The 18,564-nt window shown below is 48.3% G+C and carries 14 protein-coding genes; 9 read left to right on the forward strand and 5 right to left on the reverse strand.

All coding sequences use genetic code 11. The features are described 5' to 3' along the window. The first annotated feature begins 222 nt into the window (after positions 1-222). Complete coding sequence (locus FMR86_RS14480; RefSeq protein WP_163352116.1) at positions 223-930, forward strand: MIP/aquaporin family protein; 708 nt, start codon at positions 223-225, stop codon at positions 928-930. Positions 931-1,012: 82 nt separating this feature from the next. Further along, positions 1,013-2,500 (forward strand): glycerol kinase GlpK, encoded by a 1,488-nt coding sequence (gene glpK / locus FMR86_RS14485; protein WP_163352117.1) that lies wholly within the window; start codon positions 1,013-1,015, stop codon positions 2,498-2,500. 90 nt (positions 2,501-2,590) lie between these two features. Here glpK and FMR86_RS14490 read toward each other — a convergent pair whose 3' ends face one another. Next, positions 2,591-4,264 (reverse strand): DUF389 domain-containing protein, encoded by a 1,674-nt coding sequence (locus FMR86_RS14490; protein WP_163352118.1) that lies wholly within the window; start codon positions 4,262-4,264, stop codon positions 2,591-2,593. Between the two features lie 198 nt (positions 4,265-4,462). Between FMR86_RS14490 and FMR86_RS14495 the strand changes: the two genes are divergently transcribed. The 3 genes from FMR86_RS14495 (at position 4,463) to FMR86_RS14505 (ending at position 9,036) form a co-directional block, all read left to right on the forward strand. Beyond that, a complete protein-coding gene (locus FMR86_RS14495; RefSeq protein ID WP_163352119.1) occupies positions 4,463-5,611 on the forward strand; it encodes an ABC transporter substrate-binding protein in 1,149 nt (382 codons plus the stop codon). Next, complete coding sequence (locus FMR86_RS14500) at positions 5,608-7,794, forward strand: PAS domain-containing sensor histidine kinase (protein WP_163352120.1); 2,187 nt, start codon at positions 5,608-5,610, stop codon at positions 7,792-7,794. Before FMR86_RS14495 ends, FMR86_RS14500 begins: the two co-directional genes overlap by 4 nt. A 132-nt stretch (positions 7,795-7,926) precedes the next feature. After that, positions 7,927-9,036, forward strand: coding sequence for a GGDEF domain-containing protein (locus FMR86_RS14505; protein WP_163352121.1), 1,110 nt, complete (start codon positions 7,927-7,929; stop codon positions 9,034-9,036). A 12-nt stretch (positions 9,037-9,048) separates the two neighbouring features. Here FMR86_RS14505 and FMR86_RS14510 read toward each other — a convergent pair whose 3' ends face one another. Then, positions 9,049-10,506 carry a transglycosylase SLT domain-containing protein gene (locus FMR86_RS14510; protein WP_163352122.1) on the reverse strand — a complete coding sequence of 486 codons (1,458 nt, stop codon included), beginning with the start codon at positions 10,504-10,506 and terminating at the stop codon, positions 9,049-9,051. A 313-nt stretch (positions 10,507-10,819) separates the two neighbouring features. Here FMR86_RS14510 and FMR86_RS14515 point away from each other — a divergent pair, with 313 nt between their 5' ends. Both FMR86_RS14515 and FMR86_RS14520 read left to right on the forward strand, forming a co-directional pair. Next, positions 10,820-11,488, forward strand: a complete 669-nt coding sequence (locus tag FMR86_RS14515; protein ID WP_163352123.1) for an ABC transporter substrate-binding protein — start codon at positions 10,820-10,822, stop codon at positions 11,486-11,488. Between the two features lie 47 nt (positions 11,489-11,535). Next, the gene (locus FMR86_RS14520; RefSeq protein ID WP_163352124.1) at positions 11,536-13,389 is read left to right on the forward strand and encodes an ATP-binding protein; all 1,854 of its coding nucleotides are present in this window, start codon (positions 11,536-11,538) and stop codon (positions 13,387-13,389) included. A 15-nt stretch (positions 13,390-13,404) separates the two neighbouring features. On the opposite strand, the gene FMR86_RS14525 is transcribed toward FMR86_RS14520, so the two are convergent. Both FMR86_RS14525 and FMR86_RS14530 read right to left on the reverse strand, forming a co-directional pair. Further along, the gene (locus FMR86_RS14525; protein ID WP_163352125.1) at positions 13,405-15,636 is read right to left on the reverse strand and encodes an MEDS domain-containing protein; all 2,232 of its coding nucleotides are present in this window, start codon (positions 15,634-15,636) and stop codon (positions 13,405-13,407) included. Between the two features lie 162 nt (positions 15,637-15,798). Beyond that, positions 15,799-16,077: a hypothetical protein gene (locus FMR86_RS14530; RefSeq protein WP_163352126.1), complete on the reverse strand. Its 279-nt coding sequence runs from the start codon at positions 16,075-16,077 to the stop codon at positions 15,799-15,801. Between the two features lie 158 nt (positions 16,078-16,235). Between FMR86_RS14530 and FMR86_RS14535 the strand changes: the two genes are divergently transcribed. Continuing rightward, positions 16,236-16,517 carry a hypothetical protein gene (locus FMR86_RS14535; protein WP_163352127.1) on the forward strand — a complete coding sequence of 94 codons (282 nt, stop codon included), beginning with the start codon at positions 16,236-16,238 and terminating at the stop codon, positions 16,515-16,517. A 63-nt stretch (positions 16,518-16,580) separates the two neighbouring features. Beyond that, positions 16,581-17,801, forward strand: coding sequence for a glycosyltransferase family 4 protein (locus FMR86_RS14540; RefSeq protein ID WP_163352128.1), 1,221 nt, complete (start codon positions 16,581-16,583; stop codon positions 17,799-17,801). Between the two features lie 8 nt (positions 17,802-17,809). Here FMR86_RS14540 and FMR86_RS14545 read toward each other — a convergent pair whose 3' ends face one another. Continuing rightward, positions 17,810-18,412, reverse strand: a complete 603-nt coding sequence (locus FMR86_RS14545) for a LysE family translocator (protein WP_163352129.1) — start codon at positions 18,410-18,412, stop codon at positions 17,810-17,812. Between the last annotated feature and the right edge of the window lie 152 nt (positions 18,413-18,564).

The raw sequence follows: 18,564 nt of genomic DNA on the forward strand, positions 1-18,564 counted from the left end.
TGCAACTGTTTAATATCAAACTCTTTTTACTAAACCGAAAACATAAAGTGAAAATTTCTTTTCGATTTTGAACATTATGGGCTTGATTTTTTGTTTGTTACAAAATAGTGTTGATTCATAGGAAATGGAAAAGCGTAAGAGTTACTCGAACGCGAGGTGGTATTCGTTTCCGAAAAGAAACGAATTTGTGTTTTAACTGCTTTAAGAGATGTGGGAGTGATTATGAGTCCTTTCTTAGGCGAAGTAATTGGTACAATGATTCTGACACTTTTCGGTTGCGGCGTAGTTGCCAACGTTCTTCTTGAAAAGTCCAAAGGTCAGAACGGTGGTTGGATTGTTATCACCATGGGTTGGGGATTTGCAGTAACATTTGCAATCTACGTAGCTGGTAAATATTCCGGCGCACACATCAACCCTGCTGTTACCATCGGTCTTGCTGCCGGCGGTTATTTTTCCTGGGGTCTGGTTCCCCTTTACATCGCAGGCCAGATGCTCGGCGCATTCATCGGTGCTGTTATCTGCTTCCTGACCTACAAATGCCACTGGGAACCCACTGCAGATGCAGGCCTGAAACTGGCTGTATTCTCCACTGGTCCCGCAATTCGCTGCACTGGCGAAAACTTCCTCTGCGAATTTATCGGCACCTTCTTCCTGGTATTCATCATCCTCGGTATCGGTGCCAACGAATTCACTCAGGGTCTTAACCCCCTGATCGTAGGTTTCTTCATCGTATCCATCGGCCTCTCTCTTGGTGGCCCCACCGGTTACGCTATCAACCCTGCTCGTGACCTCGGTCCCCGTATCGCTCACGCCATCCTGCCCATTCCGGGTAAAGGCGACAGCGACTGGGGATACTCCTGGATTCCTGTTGTAGCACCCATCTGCGGTGGTGTTGCAGGTGCTCTGGCATACAAAGCCCTCATCGGCTAAGTTTCACGATTGATAGATAGAACTTAAATGTTAATACGGGGCGAAGCCCGGCTTCGCCCCGGTTACAAAAGGGGAATTTAAAATGGAAAAGAAATACGTACTTTCAATTGACCAGGGTACCACCAGCTCTCGTGCTATCGTTTTCGACAAAGCCGGCCAGATCGCAAAGGTTACCCAGAAAGAATTTACCCAGATTTTCCCTAATCCGGGCTGGGTTGAGCACGACGCTATGGAAATCTGGTCTTCTGTCCAGTCCGTAGTTGCTGAAGCCCTTGCCGACATTCCTGCTGCAGAAATCGCAGCTATCGGTATCACCAACCAGCGTGAAACCACCGTTGTTTGGGACAAGAACACCGGTAAGCCCGTTTACAACGCAATCGTATGGCAGTCCCGCCAGACCATGGACATCTGCAACGACCTCAAAGCTAAAGGTCTGGACCCCGTTGTTCGTGAAAAAACCGGTCTGCTCATCGACGCATACTTCTCCGGTACCAAAGTAAAATGGATCCTCGACAACGTTGAAGGCGCACGCGAAAAAGCTGAAGCCGGCGACCTCCTCTTCGGTACCATTGACACCTGGCTGGTATGGAAACTTACCGGCGGCGCAGTTCACGTAACTGACTACACCAACGCTTCCCGTACTCTCATGTACAACATCCATGAGCTCAAGTGGGACGAAGAAATCCTCGAAGCACTTACTGTTCCTGCTTCCATGCTGCCCGAAGTTAAGCCTTCTTCCGAAGTATACGGCAACACCCACAAAGATAAGTTCCAGGGCCTCGAAATCCCCATCTCCGGTATGGCCGGTGACCAGCAGGCAGCTCTGTTCGGTCAGGCATGCTTCGAAGAAGGTATGGCTAAGAACACCTACGGTACCGGTTGCTTCATGCTCATGAACACCGGTGAAAAGGCAGTTCCCTCCAAGAACGGCTTGCTGACCACCATCGCATGGGGTGTTGACGGTAAAGTTGAATACGCTCTTGAAGGTTCCATCTTCGTAGCAGGTTCCGCTGTTCAGTGGCTGCGCGACGGTATGAGAATGTTCCGTGACGCTAAAGAATCCGAACTCTACGCTACCCGCGTAGCCAGCTCCGAAGGCGTTTACATGGTTCCCGCATTCGTAGGTCTCGGTGCTCCTTACTGGAACTCTGACGTTCGCGGCGCAGTATTCGGTCTGACTCGCGGTACCACCAAAGAACATTTTGTTCGTGCTACCCTCGAATCCCTCTGCTACCAGACCAAAGACGTTCTCTCCGCTATGGAAGCTGACTCCGGCATCTCCCTGGCTAAGCTCCGCGTTGACGGCGGTGCAGTAGCCAACGACCTGCTGCTCCAGATTCAGTCCGACTTCCTTGGCGTTCCTGTTGAGCGTCCCATGTGCATTGAAACCACCGCTCTCGGCGCAGCTTACCTCGCCGGTCTGGCAGTTGGTTTCTGGGCTGACAAAAATGACATCAAAAAGAACTTCGGCGTTGACCGTGAGTTCGATCCCAAGATGGAAGAAGCGGAAGCTAAAGACCTTTATGCCGGTTGGCAGAAAGCTGTTGAAGCTACCATGGCTTTCAAATAGTAGAACATACGCAGCCTAACCGCTGTATCTCACTGTATATAAGAAAGGCCCCGTTCGCGGGGCCTTTCTGTTTTTCGATGATTGGAGTCTTTATTCTTTCAATTTATCGCCAAGACGTCTGGCTTGCCCTTTATCGCTGAATAGTTCTATCGGTTTAAAATCATCAGTTGTAACAATCCCATCGGTTTTAGAGTATATGTATAATTTGAGCGGCACTGAGAATTGAGCGGCTAGTTTCTTTTCAATGTTTTTAACCTCTTTGCTCTGGATCATTCTCTTGCCGGTGACATCTGCAATGACCTTCCATTGTCCCTGTTCCTGTTGAGCCTCCACATAGATGGGAAACATATTGCGGATGTTGGCAATCAAGGTGGAAGTCTGTTTTTCGATTTTTTGGGCCAGCAAAGATTTAGAGCCGCTGTAATGCACTCCGAAGAGGTTGCGGCCATTGCGTGTGATGTCATCGCTTTTGTTATAACGGACAATCAAGGCCAGATTGTTTTCCCCGGAATTGTGCCGCAACATGTTTTCCATTTTTATTACGGATTCGGTCAAGGGACGCTCTGGTCCACTGATTTCGATAATCACCGCCGGACCGGTTTTTATTTCTGTATAGCTGATGCCGGTAAGGGTGTACCATGGGAACTCTGAAATAATGGTACGGAAAAGCAACTCTGCCTGCTCAAGAATTACCGCGCTTTTTTCAAGCCTGATTTTTTGTTGTTTTGCATGGGCATTAAGCAGCGAATTAGTTGATTGGGGGGAAGATGAAATGCTTTGGGTCAGGCTGGTGCGTACAATTATTCTTACCGGTCTGTGCAATGTCTTTGCGGCCTTATCTTCCATCTTTTTTACTGCTGCTGCCTTCAAAGACATGGGGCCGTTGAGGGTGACGAAGCCGTCTACTGTTCCCTGATTGATTTCATGGGTGATGTTTTCAACGGTTGTGTTTGGGATTGTGGATATGGCTTGAATGGCAGCTGTACGCAGGCAGCTGTTGATCTGTCTTGCAAGTGCCACATCGAAAAGGGACTTGGTCAGCAATCCCGCGACTATTATCAGTCCTATAGTGGAGACGGAAAAGTGTTTGAGTAGTCGGCGCAGGGGTTCGTCTTCCGAACGGGGGATAAAGCCGGTAATGATGAACAATGCACTGCCAATCGAAAGGATAACCAGAAAGTTGGCGAAAAAGAGCAGGAAGGCACCCCATCCGCCATTGTAGTCTTGCAAGGCGATGCACAATCCGCTGGCACAGAGTGGCGGGACAAGGGATGTGGCAATGGCGATACCCGGCATGACCGGACTGACACGTTCGTCAATAAGGGCCACTGTTCCGGCTATTCCTGCAAATGCCGCAACGCCGAGATCCAGTAGGTTGGGTTTGGTGCGGGAGATTATTTCATGGGTAAGTTCAAAAAAAATCGGGAAATTGCCGATCAGCATTCCGCCAAGTATTCCAATAAGAATACCGGCGGTTACTGAAAATAGGGAATCGCGGATAAGTGAAACTTCTCCGCGTACCAGACCGAGCGAAAGCCCGAATATGGGAGTCATCAGCGGGGAGACCAGCATGGCACCGATAACAACAGCAGGGCTGTCCGCAGTCAAACCGATGGAAGCTATAAAGGCTGCAATTGCCATGAGCAGGTAATACATGCCGTTGGGCACTGAATTGCGGGTGATTTCTGATATTAGGAATTCCCGGCGGACATCGCTGACAAAGAGTAAAGGCGGTTTGTTCTTGCGTTTGAAGAATAGTCCCATGCTGCCTCCGCTGTTCAATTTGAAATTAAGAATCAAAATATTACGCGTGAAAACAATAAGAATATATTTAATACAGAAAATACGGCTAAGTCGTGAGTAGGTCAACCGGGTTTGTGAAATCATACGTGGAACTAATTCCGAAATGCGGCTATGATGTGGGTAATGGGTTTTATATCTTTTTCATGAGGGAGGAACCTGATGTCCGTATCCAGCTGCAATTCAGACAAAAAGCTAATTCTGTTATTATTGCTGATTACCGCATGTCTTTCTTTGAATGCATGTTCCAATGATCCTGTCAAAATCGGTTTTTCCGGAACCCTTCAGGGTAAATATTCCGACCTCGGAGTTCAGGGGCGTAACGGTGCGCTGCTGGCTGTGGAGGAGATCAATGCAGCCGGAGGTCTTGACGGACGCATGCTGGAGTTGCTGGTGCGTGACGACCGTAATACCCCGGAGGGTGCTGTCATAGCGGATAAGGAGCTTGTGGGCGAAGGAGTTGCCGCAATTATCGGGCATATGACCAGTTCGCAATCGCTTGCCGCTGTAAAGGAGATGAAGGATAGCGGTGTTCCTTACATTGCTCCGACCACATCAACGCCTTTGCTGCAGGGAGTCAAAGATAACTTTTTCAGGGTAATCCCCACTCTTACTGACCTTTCCAAGGGGCTTGCCGGTTACTCTGCAAACGTGCTCGGTAAAAAAAGGCTGGCTGTAGTCTGGGACAGTTCCAACAAAGCTTTTGCCATTCCTTATAAAAATGTATTCATCAAATCTTTTGAGCAGAATGGCGGGAAATTTGTCGGTGAAATTATCCTTGGCACGCAAAAGGAAGCAGTGGATTGGCAGACGATTGTTGACGACCTGAAAGGCAAGAAGCCGGATGTGGTCGTTATGGTTACTTCAGCCCGTGATCTGGCCGCTTTTGCCCAGTACTGCGCTTTGGATAAAACAGACTGGACAATTGCGAGCAGCATGTGGGCCTATACTAAAGAATTGGTTCAGACCGGCGGAAAAAGCGTGGAAGGGGTCCTTTTTGTTGTTCATTTTGCAGAAGATTCCCCAGAGGAAGGTTATGATGATTTCAAGCAGCGATTCATTAAACGTTTCGGCTGGGCACCCAACTTTGCCGCTGTTTTCGGTTATCAGGCTGTACGGGTTTTTGAGGAAGCAGTGTTGCAGAATGGAGGAAGTACGAAAGATCTTGGGAAAGTGATTCCCGGCCTTTCCTTTGAATCAAGCATAATAGGTCCTTTTTCCATAGATGAGTTCGGTGATGTGAAGCGCACCGGGCATATTGTAACCGTAAAGGATGGCGATTTTGCCACTGTTTCCAGAGGGGAGAGATGAGCAGGAGCTCGGTTTCGCAGATATTTCAGGGCAAGCTGGTGCAGTGGATACTTGTACCGGGTTTGTTCATGACCTTTGTCCTGGTTTCCATTATCGGAATCAATCAGGTCAAGACCTTGGAGCGGGAGGTTGTCCAGCTTTCAAGGTCATTGTCGCGTAATGTCGAGTTCTATATTGACGGTGCGGAGGACGTTCTGCGTTCCGTGGCCATAATGAGCGGGGACGGCAGGGTTGAAAGTCTGCGTGTTTATTTTGACGGGCTGCATAAACTTTTCGGGCAGTTTGAGCGTCTTCTGCTTCTGGATAAAAATGAAAATATCGTCGCGGTGTCTCCCCACGGAATAAAAGGGATTGATTTTCCCATTCGTTTCAGTGGTTCAGACAAATCAAAACGGGTGCTGACCTCTCCGATAATCTCCCCCCATTCCGGCAAGCTGGTTGTGTATATCAGTATTCCGGTTGAAGGCGGAGGTAAGCTTGTGGCTGAACTCAGCCTCGCCACTTTGCAGAACTTCATATACGGTTTCCTGTCCTCAAACAGGATAATCATCCTTACGGATTCTTACGGCAACCTTATTGTTCATCCCGACCGGGAACTGGTCAAAACGCAGGCTAATGTCGGGGCACTGGATGTGTTCAAAAAGAAACTTGATCCGGGTCAAGGGGGATTTTACAGGGCTGAAGGCAGGCTCTGCTTCGGCAGGGTGGAGAATATTTCCGGGACCGGCTGGAAGATGCTGGTGGCCTGTTCGGTATACTCTCTGTTTCAGCCGGTGCTTGCGCTCGGTCTGTTGATCACTCTGCTGGTGGTGTTCTTTTTTATGGTGCTGCTTTTCGCATTGAAAAAGCAGTTCCGGCAGCAGGTGGTCGGTCCACTTGTGGGCTATGTGAAGAAACTCTCCGCTGTGGCCAAAGGCGATTATCCTACTGCAACATCTGCGGAAAGTGATTTTACCGAACTTGATGAACTGGGCCGGGTTTTTGATTCCATGGCAGAGCAGGTCCGCGAGCGGGAGCATGACCTGACAGTTTCCAAAAGGTATTTTCAGAGCGTTATTGACTCCATGCCTTCGGCCCTGATCTGGGTGGATGAAGACATGAATGTCTGCCAGTGCAACCTTAAGGCTCTTGAACTGTTCGATCTTGAATCCACGGAAATCGAGCCGGAAAATGTGGAAGTCTTTTTCGGTGGCCGTAAAGACGTGGTGCAGGTTATCGCGGAGGCCAAGGACCGCAACAGTCCACGGACCCTTGAACGGACCGGAGTGGGAAATGATTCTTCTTCGTCGTTTGATATTACGGCCTTTCCGCTGCGTGGTTTTGAGGTGAAAGGGATAGTGGTCCGGATAGATGATGTGACCTCCAGAGTGCGCATGGAAGAGATTATGGTCCAGACCGAGAAAATGATGTCTGTGGGAGGACTTGCAGCAGGTATGGCCCATGAAATAAACAATCCCCTTGGGGGGATCATGCAGGGCGCGCAGAATCTGGAACGTAAATTTTCCCCAGATATAAAGGCCAATATCGATGCTGCGGATGAGGCCGGGTGTTCACTTGAGTCCATGCAGAAATACATGGAGTCCCGCAATGTAAGTTCCATCATCGAAGGGATCAGGGATTCAGGATTGCGCGCAGCCAGAATTGTTTCCAATATGCTGGATTTCAGCAAGCCGGGTAAGGATGTGGTCTCAACCGTTAATGTCCATGAATTGATCGAGGATTCTCTCGAGCTTTCAGCCAAGGATTATGACCTGAAAAGGAAATATGATTTTATGCACATTAATATTGTGCGTGAATTCTCCAGAGATATCCCGGATATTATCTGTTCACGGACTGAGATTGAGCAGGTTCTTTTAAACCTGTTTAAAAATTCAGCGCAGGCCATGAGCGATCATGGATCGTCCGGCGGAACTCCCCATATTTATATCAGGACCCGCAGCAGGCAAGACGCTGTGGTTATTGAAATAGAAGATAATGGCCCCGGTATGAATCCCGATGTTCGCAAAAGGATTTTTGAGCCGTTTTACACCACCAAAGCATCCGGAGCAGGGACCGGACTGGGGCTTTCAGTTTCGTATTTCATCATCACCCAGAATCATGGCGGGACATTCACGGTCAGCTCCATGCCCGGAAGGGGCGCGCGTTTTACCATCACCCTGCCGGTGCAGGGACGCAGGCCGTAAACTGAATGCTTTAGTTTTTTATCCGGCAGGCTCTCGAATATGTTTCGAGAGCTTTTTTTATTGCAATCAAGATTGTTTCGCTTGGTTGCAATTTAGCTTATAAGGGTAGGTGTATTGCCGGGGAGGATATGGATGAAAGGTTTTAATTGGAATAGTGAGTTTGTTGACCGTGAAAAGGAAAAGCTGTTTTTTGATGAGAACGGTCAGCAGATTAATCGCAGGATGCAGTATGTCTGCTGCATAACGGGAATTGCTTACCTGCTGGCTGCCATTGCGGATTATTATGAATTAGGTGCTGGGACCGGTTTTTACACCATGCTGGGCGGCAGGCTGGTCATGGCCTCGTTTGCTGTGATTACTTTTTTTCTGTTCATAATCCAAAGCTGCAACATCCGGCTCAGGAAAATTTTTCTGTGTCTGCTCATGTCTTCGACCATTTTGTGCGAAGCTTTGGAGGTTTGCGTAAAGTCTTATAATTTTACTTCCGCCGGAGCACCTATAGCTCTTTTTATTATCCTGACTTTCTATCTTTTCCTTCCTCCGTGGGTCTATCCGTCGCTGATCGCCGGGTGCGGTGGCGGGCTGGCTTTTATCTGCGCGGTGCTGTTCGCAACAGAATCAGGTCTGGATGCGTCAATAGTCATCACCCTTTGTTTTATGCTTGCCAATGCTTTCGGGATTTATTTTTTGTATAGCTTTAATGTTACCAAGCGGAGTGATTTTTTCGCTCATCTGGAACTAAAACGTAAGGCTGACTTTGATGATCTTACCCAGGTTTTTTGCAGGCGCAAGATCATGGAGCTGGGACAACGCTACTTTTCGTTGGCCAAACGTTATGAAACCCCGTTTTCAACGCTTATTCTTGATATTGACCATTTTAAAGAAATTAATGACAGCTTCGGTCATCAGACCGGGGATCGGGTGTTGCGGGATGTGGCCGGTATTTTTCGCAATGAAGTCCGTGAAGGCGACCTTGTAGGCAGGATCGGGGGGGAGGAATTTGTGGTATTCCTGCCCAATACAAATGCTGTGCAGGCTGCGGTGGTTGCAGACAGGATCTGTCGATCTGTTGAAAGTTACCAGTACCCCGAGCCGGAAATCGGCGTGCGGGTCACTATCAGTATCGGGTCCGCTGAACTCATAGATTTATCCGACCTGCATACCCTGCTTAAAAACGCTGATTCTGCCCTTTATAAAGCCAAGGATAACGGTCGCAATCAGGTCTGCTGGTACGGAGCGTAAGCGGTCTTCAGATTATTTCTCAGCTTTTCCTTTACGTCCTTCCTGCCGCGACTTGATCAGCATATCCGAGAGAATCATGGCCCGGTAATACATGTTGATGTTGCTTACGTAGCGGACCGGCTCCATTCCCACCAGTTGCATGGTTCCGTATTCGGTGTTGTGGAACCAGATATCGTCATGGAGTCCCAGTTTTGTGGCTATTTTGCGGGCATTGCGGATGCGGGTCGGTCCGGCATTGTAAGAGGCCAGTGCAAAGCGCAGTCGTTCAGATTCACTTGGTATTTTATCGGTCGGGTAGTAGCGGTCCCGGAGCAGGGCGAGATATTTGACCCCGAGATGGATGTTTTTTTCTAGGTCGTGAATATCTTTGATCCCCAAACGCTTATCCGTGGCCAGCATGGGCATGACCTGCATTACTCCCACGGCCCCGACCCTTGAGCGGGCGGCGTGGTTGAAACCTGATTCCTGATAGGCCAGTGCCGCCACCAGCCGCCAGTCCAGTCCGTACATGGCCGCATATTTTTTGAATATGGGGGTATAGGCACTGAAGTTTTCAATTTCTTTTTTTTCATCAAGGGGATGCTCTATGAATTTTACATTCCTATAGTAGCGTTTGAAAAAAATGTTTCCGAGCAGGGTTCCTTTTTTCACGGTTTTAACGAAGGAATTCAGGCTGTTTAACAATTCCGGATTATCTTTGCGGACCATCCAGGCAATGCTGCCTCCTTCCCGCACAGCGATGTTGTTCAGCACGCGAATATTGGGAAGCACTTCGTTCCAGAGCTTTGCCAGATAGTCGTCGGCGATGGTCAGCTCGATAATCCCGGCATTGACCATTTGCAGGATTTCTTCAGTGGGTTCGTATTCCGGGGCCGGGAATATCTGGATCGGATCCAGTCCCTGCTGTTGAAGTTTTTGACTCAGCTCCAGCAGGCTCTGGTGGAAGCTGCTGGATTTTCGGACCATAACCATCCTTCCGGAAAGATCTTCAAGAGAATTTATGCCGCTTACCTCGGCATTGGCCACCACAACTTCTTTTACTGAAGGCAGATACGGATTGCTGAATGCAACCTGTTTGCTGCGGCTTTCCGTGACAGTGGTCAATGCTGCCGCAATATCTCCATATCCCTGATTCAGCAGCGGGATCAGCTTGTCTGCCGGGACGGGAATGAACTCAAGATGTACTTCCTGTTTGCGGGGCCGTTTCTTGTTCAGGAATTTTTCATACTCTTTGAGCATGCTGTATTCAAAACCGTAGATTTTGCCTTTATCCATGAAAAAAATAGTTGGCGAGAAAGATGTAAGGACCCTGATAGAACGCTTCTTCAGCATTCCGGGCAAGTCATGGGTGGTTTGCACTGCGACCCGTGAAAATGAGGTGACCTTTTCTCCGGCTGAGGCGGGAAAGGTACTGAAAAGTAAAACAATAAAAATTATTACGGTCAGGGTGATCTGTTTTGGGTTAAGCATGATGCAATGGTAGATGAATGAACGCTATGTTTCAAGTAGTGTGCATGCTTAGGTATTTGGATCAGTGCTTCTTTTATCCTGTTTAATATTATTATATGAAATAGCTGCTTTTTATTATATGGTTGGTGGCATATATAGCGATGTTTTAACCGTTTCTCTTTTTTAGAATGAAATTATGCAGGGTGTTCGGTCTTTTAAAATGAATAATGTCCATAAAATTAAGTGTTTATTCTGTTGTGTTGTTTTTTTTGTTTGCGTGTTTTCAACTGGGACGGCATCGGCCCGGCAGGCTGGGAATGGAAATTTAGTGTTTATGGATGAACCTTTGCCTCCCTATAGTTTCGGGGAACTGGGCGAGCTGTCCCGGAAGGGCATTTCGTATGAAATTCTTTCGGAAATTTTTAAGGAAATGGGTGCGGACTTTGAAATTCAGCTTGTCCCATGGGGGCGGGCCGTGAAATCAGTGGAACACGGCAAGGCTGACGGTATTCCTCTGCTTATGAAAAACAGTGAGCGGGAAAAGTTCATGGTTTTTTCACTCCCTTTGATCGAAAACAGAGAGGTCTTTTATTTTTTGAAGGATGTACACCCCGATTTCAGGTGGGAGAGTTTCGAAGACCTGTCCGGAAAGACCATCGGTCTGGTGAACGGTTATACTTATGGAGATGATTTCCTTGTCGCCATGAAGCAGAAGAAATTCAAGGTACTGTATTCAAAGGATACGGAGGCAAATTTCAGAAAGCTTATGGCCGGAAGGGTGGATTTTGTTCTTGATAATGAATCCTCATTGCGGGAATTGCTGCATGCCAATCCGCAATGGAGGGAGCAGGTGCGTGGTTCGGAAAAAGCCGTATCCAGTTGTTTCTGGTATTTGGGAGTGTCCAGACTGTCCCCGCTGGCTGTACGTATTGATGAGATAAACCGGGCAATACAGAAGATGCAGGACAATGGTCGTCTGGCCGGTATAATCGATACTCGTTGATAAAGGATTGTACTATGTTTTCAAAGCGTCGGAGCTTGAATTTTACCTTGACCTTAAATGTCATTCTGGTGGTCTTTGTGGTCAGCCTCGTTGTCGGGGGTATCCGCATTAAATCGCTGCTGGAGTGGCGGGTCGGTGAAATTGACGCCACCATATCCGCTCTTATCAATGCAGTGGCCGAACCAGCCGGGGAGGCCGCCTTCAGTATTGATCCTATCCTTGCCGAGCGCGCAGTGCAGGGGCTGGTGAAATCCCATTACGTGAGCTCCGTATCTGTTGTGGATGATTTCGGGACCAGCCTTTTTGCCCATGTCAAACCGGGGGTGTATGGAGCTTCGTCCGGGGTCAGGGTGCCGGGGATTATCTGGCAGGATAAGCGTGTTGTGGATTTGACTGCTTATGGCAAACCGGTTGGTCGGCTGATAGTGAATACTGCTGACCGGGAGGTCACTAAAAGCCTGAACGACATGATTTTTGCGGAGATTGTGAACCTGTTTTCCGTACTGGCGGTTCTGGCCATATCCCTTGCTCTTGTTTTTTATTTTACCCTTACCCGCCCGCTGTCGATTCTTTCAAAAACCCTGTCCGATTTTGAGCTGGAAAGCAGGGATTTGAAACGTGTTGCCCCTCCCAAAGGGCATGGGCTGGATGAAATCGGTTCCGTGGCTGAAAATTTTAATTTTCTGCTCAGTAAGATTGAAAAGGAAATCCAGCTGTTACGGAATACCAGAGACGAGCTTGGGCAGTTGCGGACCTATCTTTCAAGCATCATCAATTCAATGCCGTCTGCATTGGTCAGTGTGGATAACGATTGCATGATTACGCAGTTGAACAGGGAGGCGGAAGGCAGGATCATCATTTCCGCTCAGGATGCAGTCGGGCAACCGCTCGCTGAAGTCCTGCCCCGCATGGAGAAGGTGACCGATCTGGTCCGTAAGGCTGTAAACGAGAAAAAAACGTATTGTGAATCCCGACAATTCCGTCTGGATGACGGTGAACTGTATTATGAGGAGATTACCATTTACCCGCTTACCGCCGATGGTGTGGACGGGGCGGTAATCCGTATTGACGATGTCACGGACCGGACCCGACTGGAGATGATGATGGTCCAGTCCGAAAAAATGATGTCTGTGGGCGGGCTGGCCGCAGGCATGGCCCATGAGATCAACAACCCGCTGGCCGGGGTGCTCGGGCATGTCCATAATATGAGGAATCGTATTTTCGGTGATTTGAAGAAGAATGAGCTTGTTGCCAGAGAGTGCGGGGTGGATCTGGAACTGGTCCGCAGTTATCTGGAACACAGGGAAATACCGAGGATGCTTGACGGTATTGTAGAGTCCGGCAGCAGGGCGGCAACCATTGTTTCGAATATGCTTACCTTCAGCCGTAAAAGTGAGAAAAAACACGAAAAATATAATATCGCTGAATTGCTGGATACTACCATTGAACTGGCCGCAAATGATTATGATTTAAAAAAGCATTATGATTTCAGAAAGATTGAAATTAACAGGGAGTATGCAGAGGATGTTCCCAGCGTAGTCTGCGAGGGAACGGAATTGCAGCAGGTCTTTTTTAATCTGCTGAAAAATGGTGCAGAAGCCATGACCGAAAAAGAGTTTATTGATGAAACTCCGCATTTCAACTGTCGGGTAAGCAGCGATTCTTCAATGGTTGTGGTGGAGATAGAAGATAATGGTCCGGGGCTTGATGCCGACAGCCGGAAGCGTATCTTTGAACCTTTTTATACTACAAAAGAAGTAGGCAAAGGCACAGGGCTGGGCCTTTCCGTTTCCTATTTTATCATCAAGGAACAGCACAAAGGTGTGCTTGAAGTGGACTCTTTGCCGGGCAAGTGGACCCGCTTTTCAATTAAACTTCCCTTGGACCAGAACAGAAGCTAGTTTTTATCCGGTCTGCTACCGGACCGCCCGCTCAAGTGGAATCCGTGTTGTGAAACGGGTCCATTCCCCTGGAGTTGATTCTACCTCAATAATGCCGTTGTGATGGCTGGTAATTATGAAATATGAAACCGAAAGTCCCAGTCCGGTTCCTTTTCCCACTTCCTTGGTGGTGTAAAATGGTTCGAATATTCTGGCCCGTGTTTCGTCATCCATGCCGGGACCATTGTCCTCAATCTCTATAACCACGGCTTCGGAGTCCTTTTTTGCCCGGCAGGTAAATTGCGGGCTTTCGTTTGCGTATTTTTTGCCGCTCATTGCTTCAGCTCCGTTTTTGAGCAGATTCAGGAATACCTGTTGTATCTCGTTGCCGTCACAGTAGATGTCTGGAATGTCTGTTTCGTAATCACGGATTATTTTTATTTTTCTGAAGTCGTAATGCTTTTCCAGATTATAGTCGTTGGAAGCCAGATCGAGTGTGTTGTCCAGAAGATCCACCAGATTGTAGCAGCCGTATTGCTTGTCGCTTTTCCGGCTGAAGCTGAGCATGTTGGATACGATCTTTGCAGCCCGGTTTCCGGATTCCTGAATGCCCTGAAGCATTTTAGGTATGTCGCGGCCAGTCAGGTAGTTTTGGATTTTATCAAGTGATACGTCACACTCTTCCGCACATTTCAGGTTTGCGGGCATTGTGCCGAAGAGTCTTTTTTTCAGATTCTGGGCGTGTCCCAGAATTCCTGCCAGCGGGTTATTGATTTCATGGGCCATCCCGGCGGCCAACCCGCCGATGGACATCATTTTTTCGGTCTGGACCATGGCCTGTTCCATGCTGACCCGGGTAGTTATGTCCGTGTGTGCGCCGAGGATTCTGACCGCTTGGCCGGATTTATCCCATTCAATTATCCGCCCACGGGTGTATATCCATTTATAGGAACCGTCTTTTGTTTTCAGCCTTATTTCCAGTTCGTATTTATCTTCTTTCCCACTTAGGCAATCCTTAAAAGCTGTGTCGAATTTTTCCCGGTCTGCGGGATGAATGTTGTTGTCGAAAAAACAGCCGAAGGCTGGGACTTCTCTTTGCTTGTAGCCGAGCATTTCGGCCCAGCGTTCGGAATATTTAAATTCGCCGGTATGCAGATTGTAATCCCAGATTCCGTCATCGGTTGCGTTGATTGCGGTTTTGTAATCCACTTCCGCTTTTTTCTGGGCGGAAAGATCGCGGGCAGCAGAGAATACAAGGGTTTTATTGTCCAGCTTGAATGTGCTGGAGCTGATTTCCACCGGGATGAAGTGACCCTGTTTGGAAATCACCTCAGTTTCAAAAAGATATTGTTTTCGGTTTGCGAAGGCTTCAAATTGGATTTCCAGTTCCTTGTCCGTGTTTGCCGAAATGTCAGTGACTTTCATTTGTAAAAGTTCGGAACGGGAATAGCCGAGCATTTCGCAGGCCACGTCGTTTACTTCAATAAATCCGCATTCTTCCAGTATCGGGCTGTGAATGAAAAAGGCGTCATTGGCATTATTGAATATGGTTGAAATTTTTTCTTCATGTTTTACAATGTGTTGTACAAGGGAATTGTTGGTTTTCACATTGGTAAGCAAACGGTCGATTTCGGATTTATCTTCGGATTCGCCAAAATAGATTCCCGGGGGTACAAAGTAGATGTTGTGTTTGTAGACCTCGGTCCCGTAAACCATCATGGGGTGGGACTGGATGGCAGCCTTGAGCACGTCATTACTGTATGAGTTTTTGTTGTAAACGCACAGAGACATGAAAGGGTAGTGCGGAAACAGTTTTTCGTTGATGATGTTCTCGTAATAAATAAGTTTTTTGTCCAAACCTTCCCCGCCGATGGCAAAGGTGGCTTCTCCGACGGCCCGGACGTTATCGTATCCCTTATTTATTGACTGGGTGGTGAATTCCTGCCATCCGGTCAGGGTTTCTTCAGGATCGAATCCTTTGCCTGCAGAATAGTGCTCCTGAACATTGATGAGTATCAGGCTGCCGTCTTCAAGGTGCTTTTCATGATTTATGCCCAGCTGGCGCAGGTCTTTCAGTACCTGGTCATGGGAATATTCGTCCGTGGCCATTATGCAGCAGTCGTTTGTTTGAAGGCCGTCCGCGATAAAGCGGGAGGACACATACCTGTAATCTTCAAGGGCATCGTATAAGAGCATGATGTGTTTTTTCTCAAACATATACCGTTTGAAATCATATTTGAAAGTAGCTTGCTCTGTTAAATCGTACATGCTTGAGCCCCTGAAAAAAATTGAAAATATATTACCTGCATAATACTCAATATGAACGTTCTTGCAACCTGCATATTTATAATGCAAAAGGCCCGCTGCAGATGCAACAGGCCTTTATGGGGCTGTAGAAGTGGTCTTAAGTAGGCGGTATCAGAAAAGGGGTTACTGTTGCGGAGGGGCCATATTGCCCTGCGGTCCGTTTTCAGGTTTGAGTACGAGGCTGTCGCCCATCTGTTCACATGTGCCGGAGATGGTGTCGCCCCACGGTGTGGTGAATTCGGAACTGTCTCCGGCCTGTTTTCCTTCGCAAGCGGTGTATGCTTCTTCGGGCGGGCTCTGATGGCCGCCGCGCTGTCCGCCCCCCGGACCGCCCCCTTGTTGGGCGAAGGCCGGGGTTGCGCTGATCAGGGCCAGAACGAATGTCAGGATAAGTTTTTTCATTTATGCTTTCCTATGAAGTATTGTGTTTAATATTTTTGAGAGGGCTGTAAATTCTGGTTTTCCAATTACATTATTAAGTAGAATACTATCAGGCTGGTAATCAATTTATAAAAAATTAATAGATGTGAAAAAATGTTAACCGGGCTAGGAGAGGCTCCATGTTAGATAAAGCTTCAGCCATAGAAACAGTAATACGTAAATTAAAGAAGCTCCCGGTTGGACGCGGGCTTGACCTGCGGACCTACAAGAGGGACCGTTCCGTGGTGATTTTACGCACAGCTGAAGATGACTTTGAGGTCATCGAAGACGGTTTTGATCAGCAACGTTTTTCAGAGGATTTCAAAGGATTGAAAAAGCTGCTCAAAAAGCTGTTGAAGCGGGAATTTCCGCGCAGCAACAAGATCCGGGTTTATGATGTAAATACGGATGATTTTCTTTGAGTCTTAACGGTTTAGTTGCGCATTCCCTTGCGGTGAGATGAGCTTTCCTTTACCCTTCCCAATATGCAGAACTCCAATCCGCCCCTCGCTTACGCACAGAGTAAATACAAGGAAAGTGTCATTGCCCGCCCTCAGCTTCAATTGAAAGAAGGTGGCGGACAGGCACGGCTGAATATCATCCTGCCTCATTTTTTGACCCGCTGGGCTTTCGGCGGCGTGGTTTCGGCCCTGCAGGTCGCCAAGGCTCTGACTGTCCATTATGATTCCATCCGTTTTCTTTCGCTTAATCCGCTGGGTGAGCCGGAGGAGATGTTTGACTTCAAGGATTTCGTTGAAAGCCCGGAAGGAAAAAATATTCAGTGCGCTGTTGTTCACGGTCCGGAACCTTTGGAAACTACTGCGGATGACGTTTTTTTCTGTACTTACTGGATCAGCACCTTCGTCTGGGAAGAACATGCCCGGCTGATGGAGCAGGCCGGGAATCCCAAAACCCCGTTTTACTATTTCATTCAGGATTATGAGCCCGGTTTTTATCCTTTCGGTTACCGCTTTGCCATGAGTCAGGCTTCCTATCGCCACCACGAATACACCCATGCCCTGTTCAATTCCCAGACCCTTGCCAACTGGTTTGATGAAGAGGATTATCCTTTTGCCCGGCGGTATGTTGTGGTTCCTTCGCTGAACCAGTTTCTGCGTGAACGGTTGGATAAGCTGGACTGGCGACTGGAAAGCAGGGATTCCGAAAAAACGGTAATTTTCTTTTACGGTCGCCCGGAGCAGCCCCGGAACTGCTTTGCCCCCATTCTGGACGGGCTGGATAGGTTTTTCAGTGAACTAAGCCCGGAAGAACGGGCCGGGTTTCATGTGCTCAGTGCAGGGCAGGAGCATGAGGATATTCTTCTTTCATCCGGTGTACCCATAAAGAGCATGGGCAAGCTTTCCATGGACAAATACGCGGCCTATCTGGAATTTTCCCATATCGGAATTTCCTTTATGGTTTCCCCGCATCCGTCCTATCCGCCGCTGGAAATGGCTTCCTTCGGGCTGTATACCATCACCAATGATTTCGGGCCCAAAAATATTTCCAGAGCCCATCCAAATCTCAAGAGCCTGCCCGCTCCCGATCCCATGCTGCTTGCCGCAGAGCTGCACAAGGCCGCCCGCTGGGCCGCCAAACGTAAAAGCGCGGTCCAGAAAGCTGTGCTTCCCAACTGCATCAGCCCGCTGCCATGGGAAGAAAATGCCAGAGCCTTAAAGCTTTCGCCTATTTTCCCTGTGAAGTAGGCCCACGCTTAAAGCAGAGCTGGATACACATGGCTGCATGCCATATCCAGAGCGGCAAAGATAAGTGCACCGCCCATCAGGTAGTTGAACCACTTCAAATAGCGGGGGTTTTCAATATATCTGGATACCTTCGTCCCGGCAAAAGCATAAGCCAGCGGCGCACCCAGTCCCAGCATTCCCAGCCCGATGGACCATGTCGTGATCTGGATTCCCTCGATTCCTGCGGCTGGGAATTGAACCGCTGTCACCGGAAGCACCGCCAGAAATGATTTGGGGTTCAACAACTGCATGAGCAGTCCGTCGCGAAATTTGAGTGGGCTTCCTTTTTTTTCATCGAGCAGATTTCCGACATCTGAAAACATGATTTTGTATGCGAGATAGAGAATGAATCCGCAGCCCAAAGCTGAAATTACCGGCATTACTCCATCATTTATCACCGCGCTGCCTGTGTAGCCGATCAAGGCAAACCAGAAGAAAAGAGCGGTTCCCACCCCCATGCAGAAGGGGATGTGCGCGGAAAAACGGCTTTGCAGACCTCTGTTCAAACTGAGTATATTCACCGGGCCGGGGGTATACATTATACCTACGCAATAGAAGAAAATTCCTAACATGATGTTAACCTTTTTTGAGATAATTGATTACGGAGAACTTCGGTCGTGTCGTAGACCGGCCTCCATTCTGGTCAGGAGTATCCAGGGGATTAAGGAAAAGGAATTGGACAAAGTTGCTCTTTTGAGTCTTTTCATGAAATCAGTATGTCGTC

The organism is Desulfovibrio sp. JC010 (genome assembly GCF_010470675.1).
GTDB lineage: Bacteria > Desulfobacterota > Desulfovibrionia > Desulfovibrionales > Desulfovibrionaceae > Maridesulfovibrio.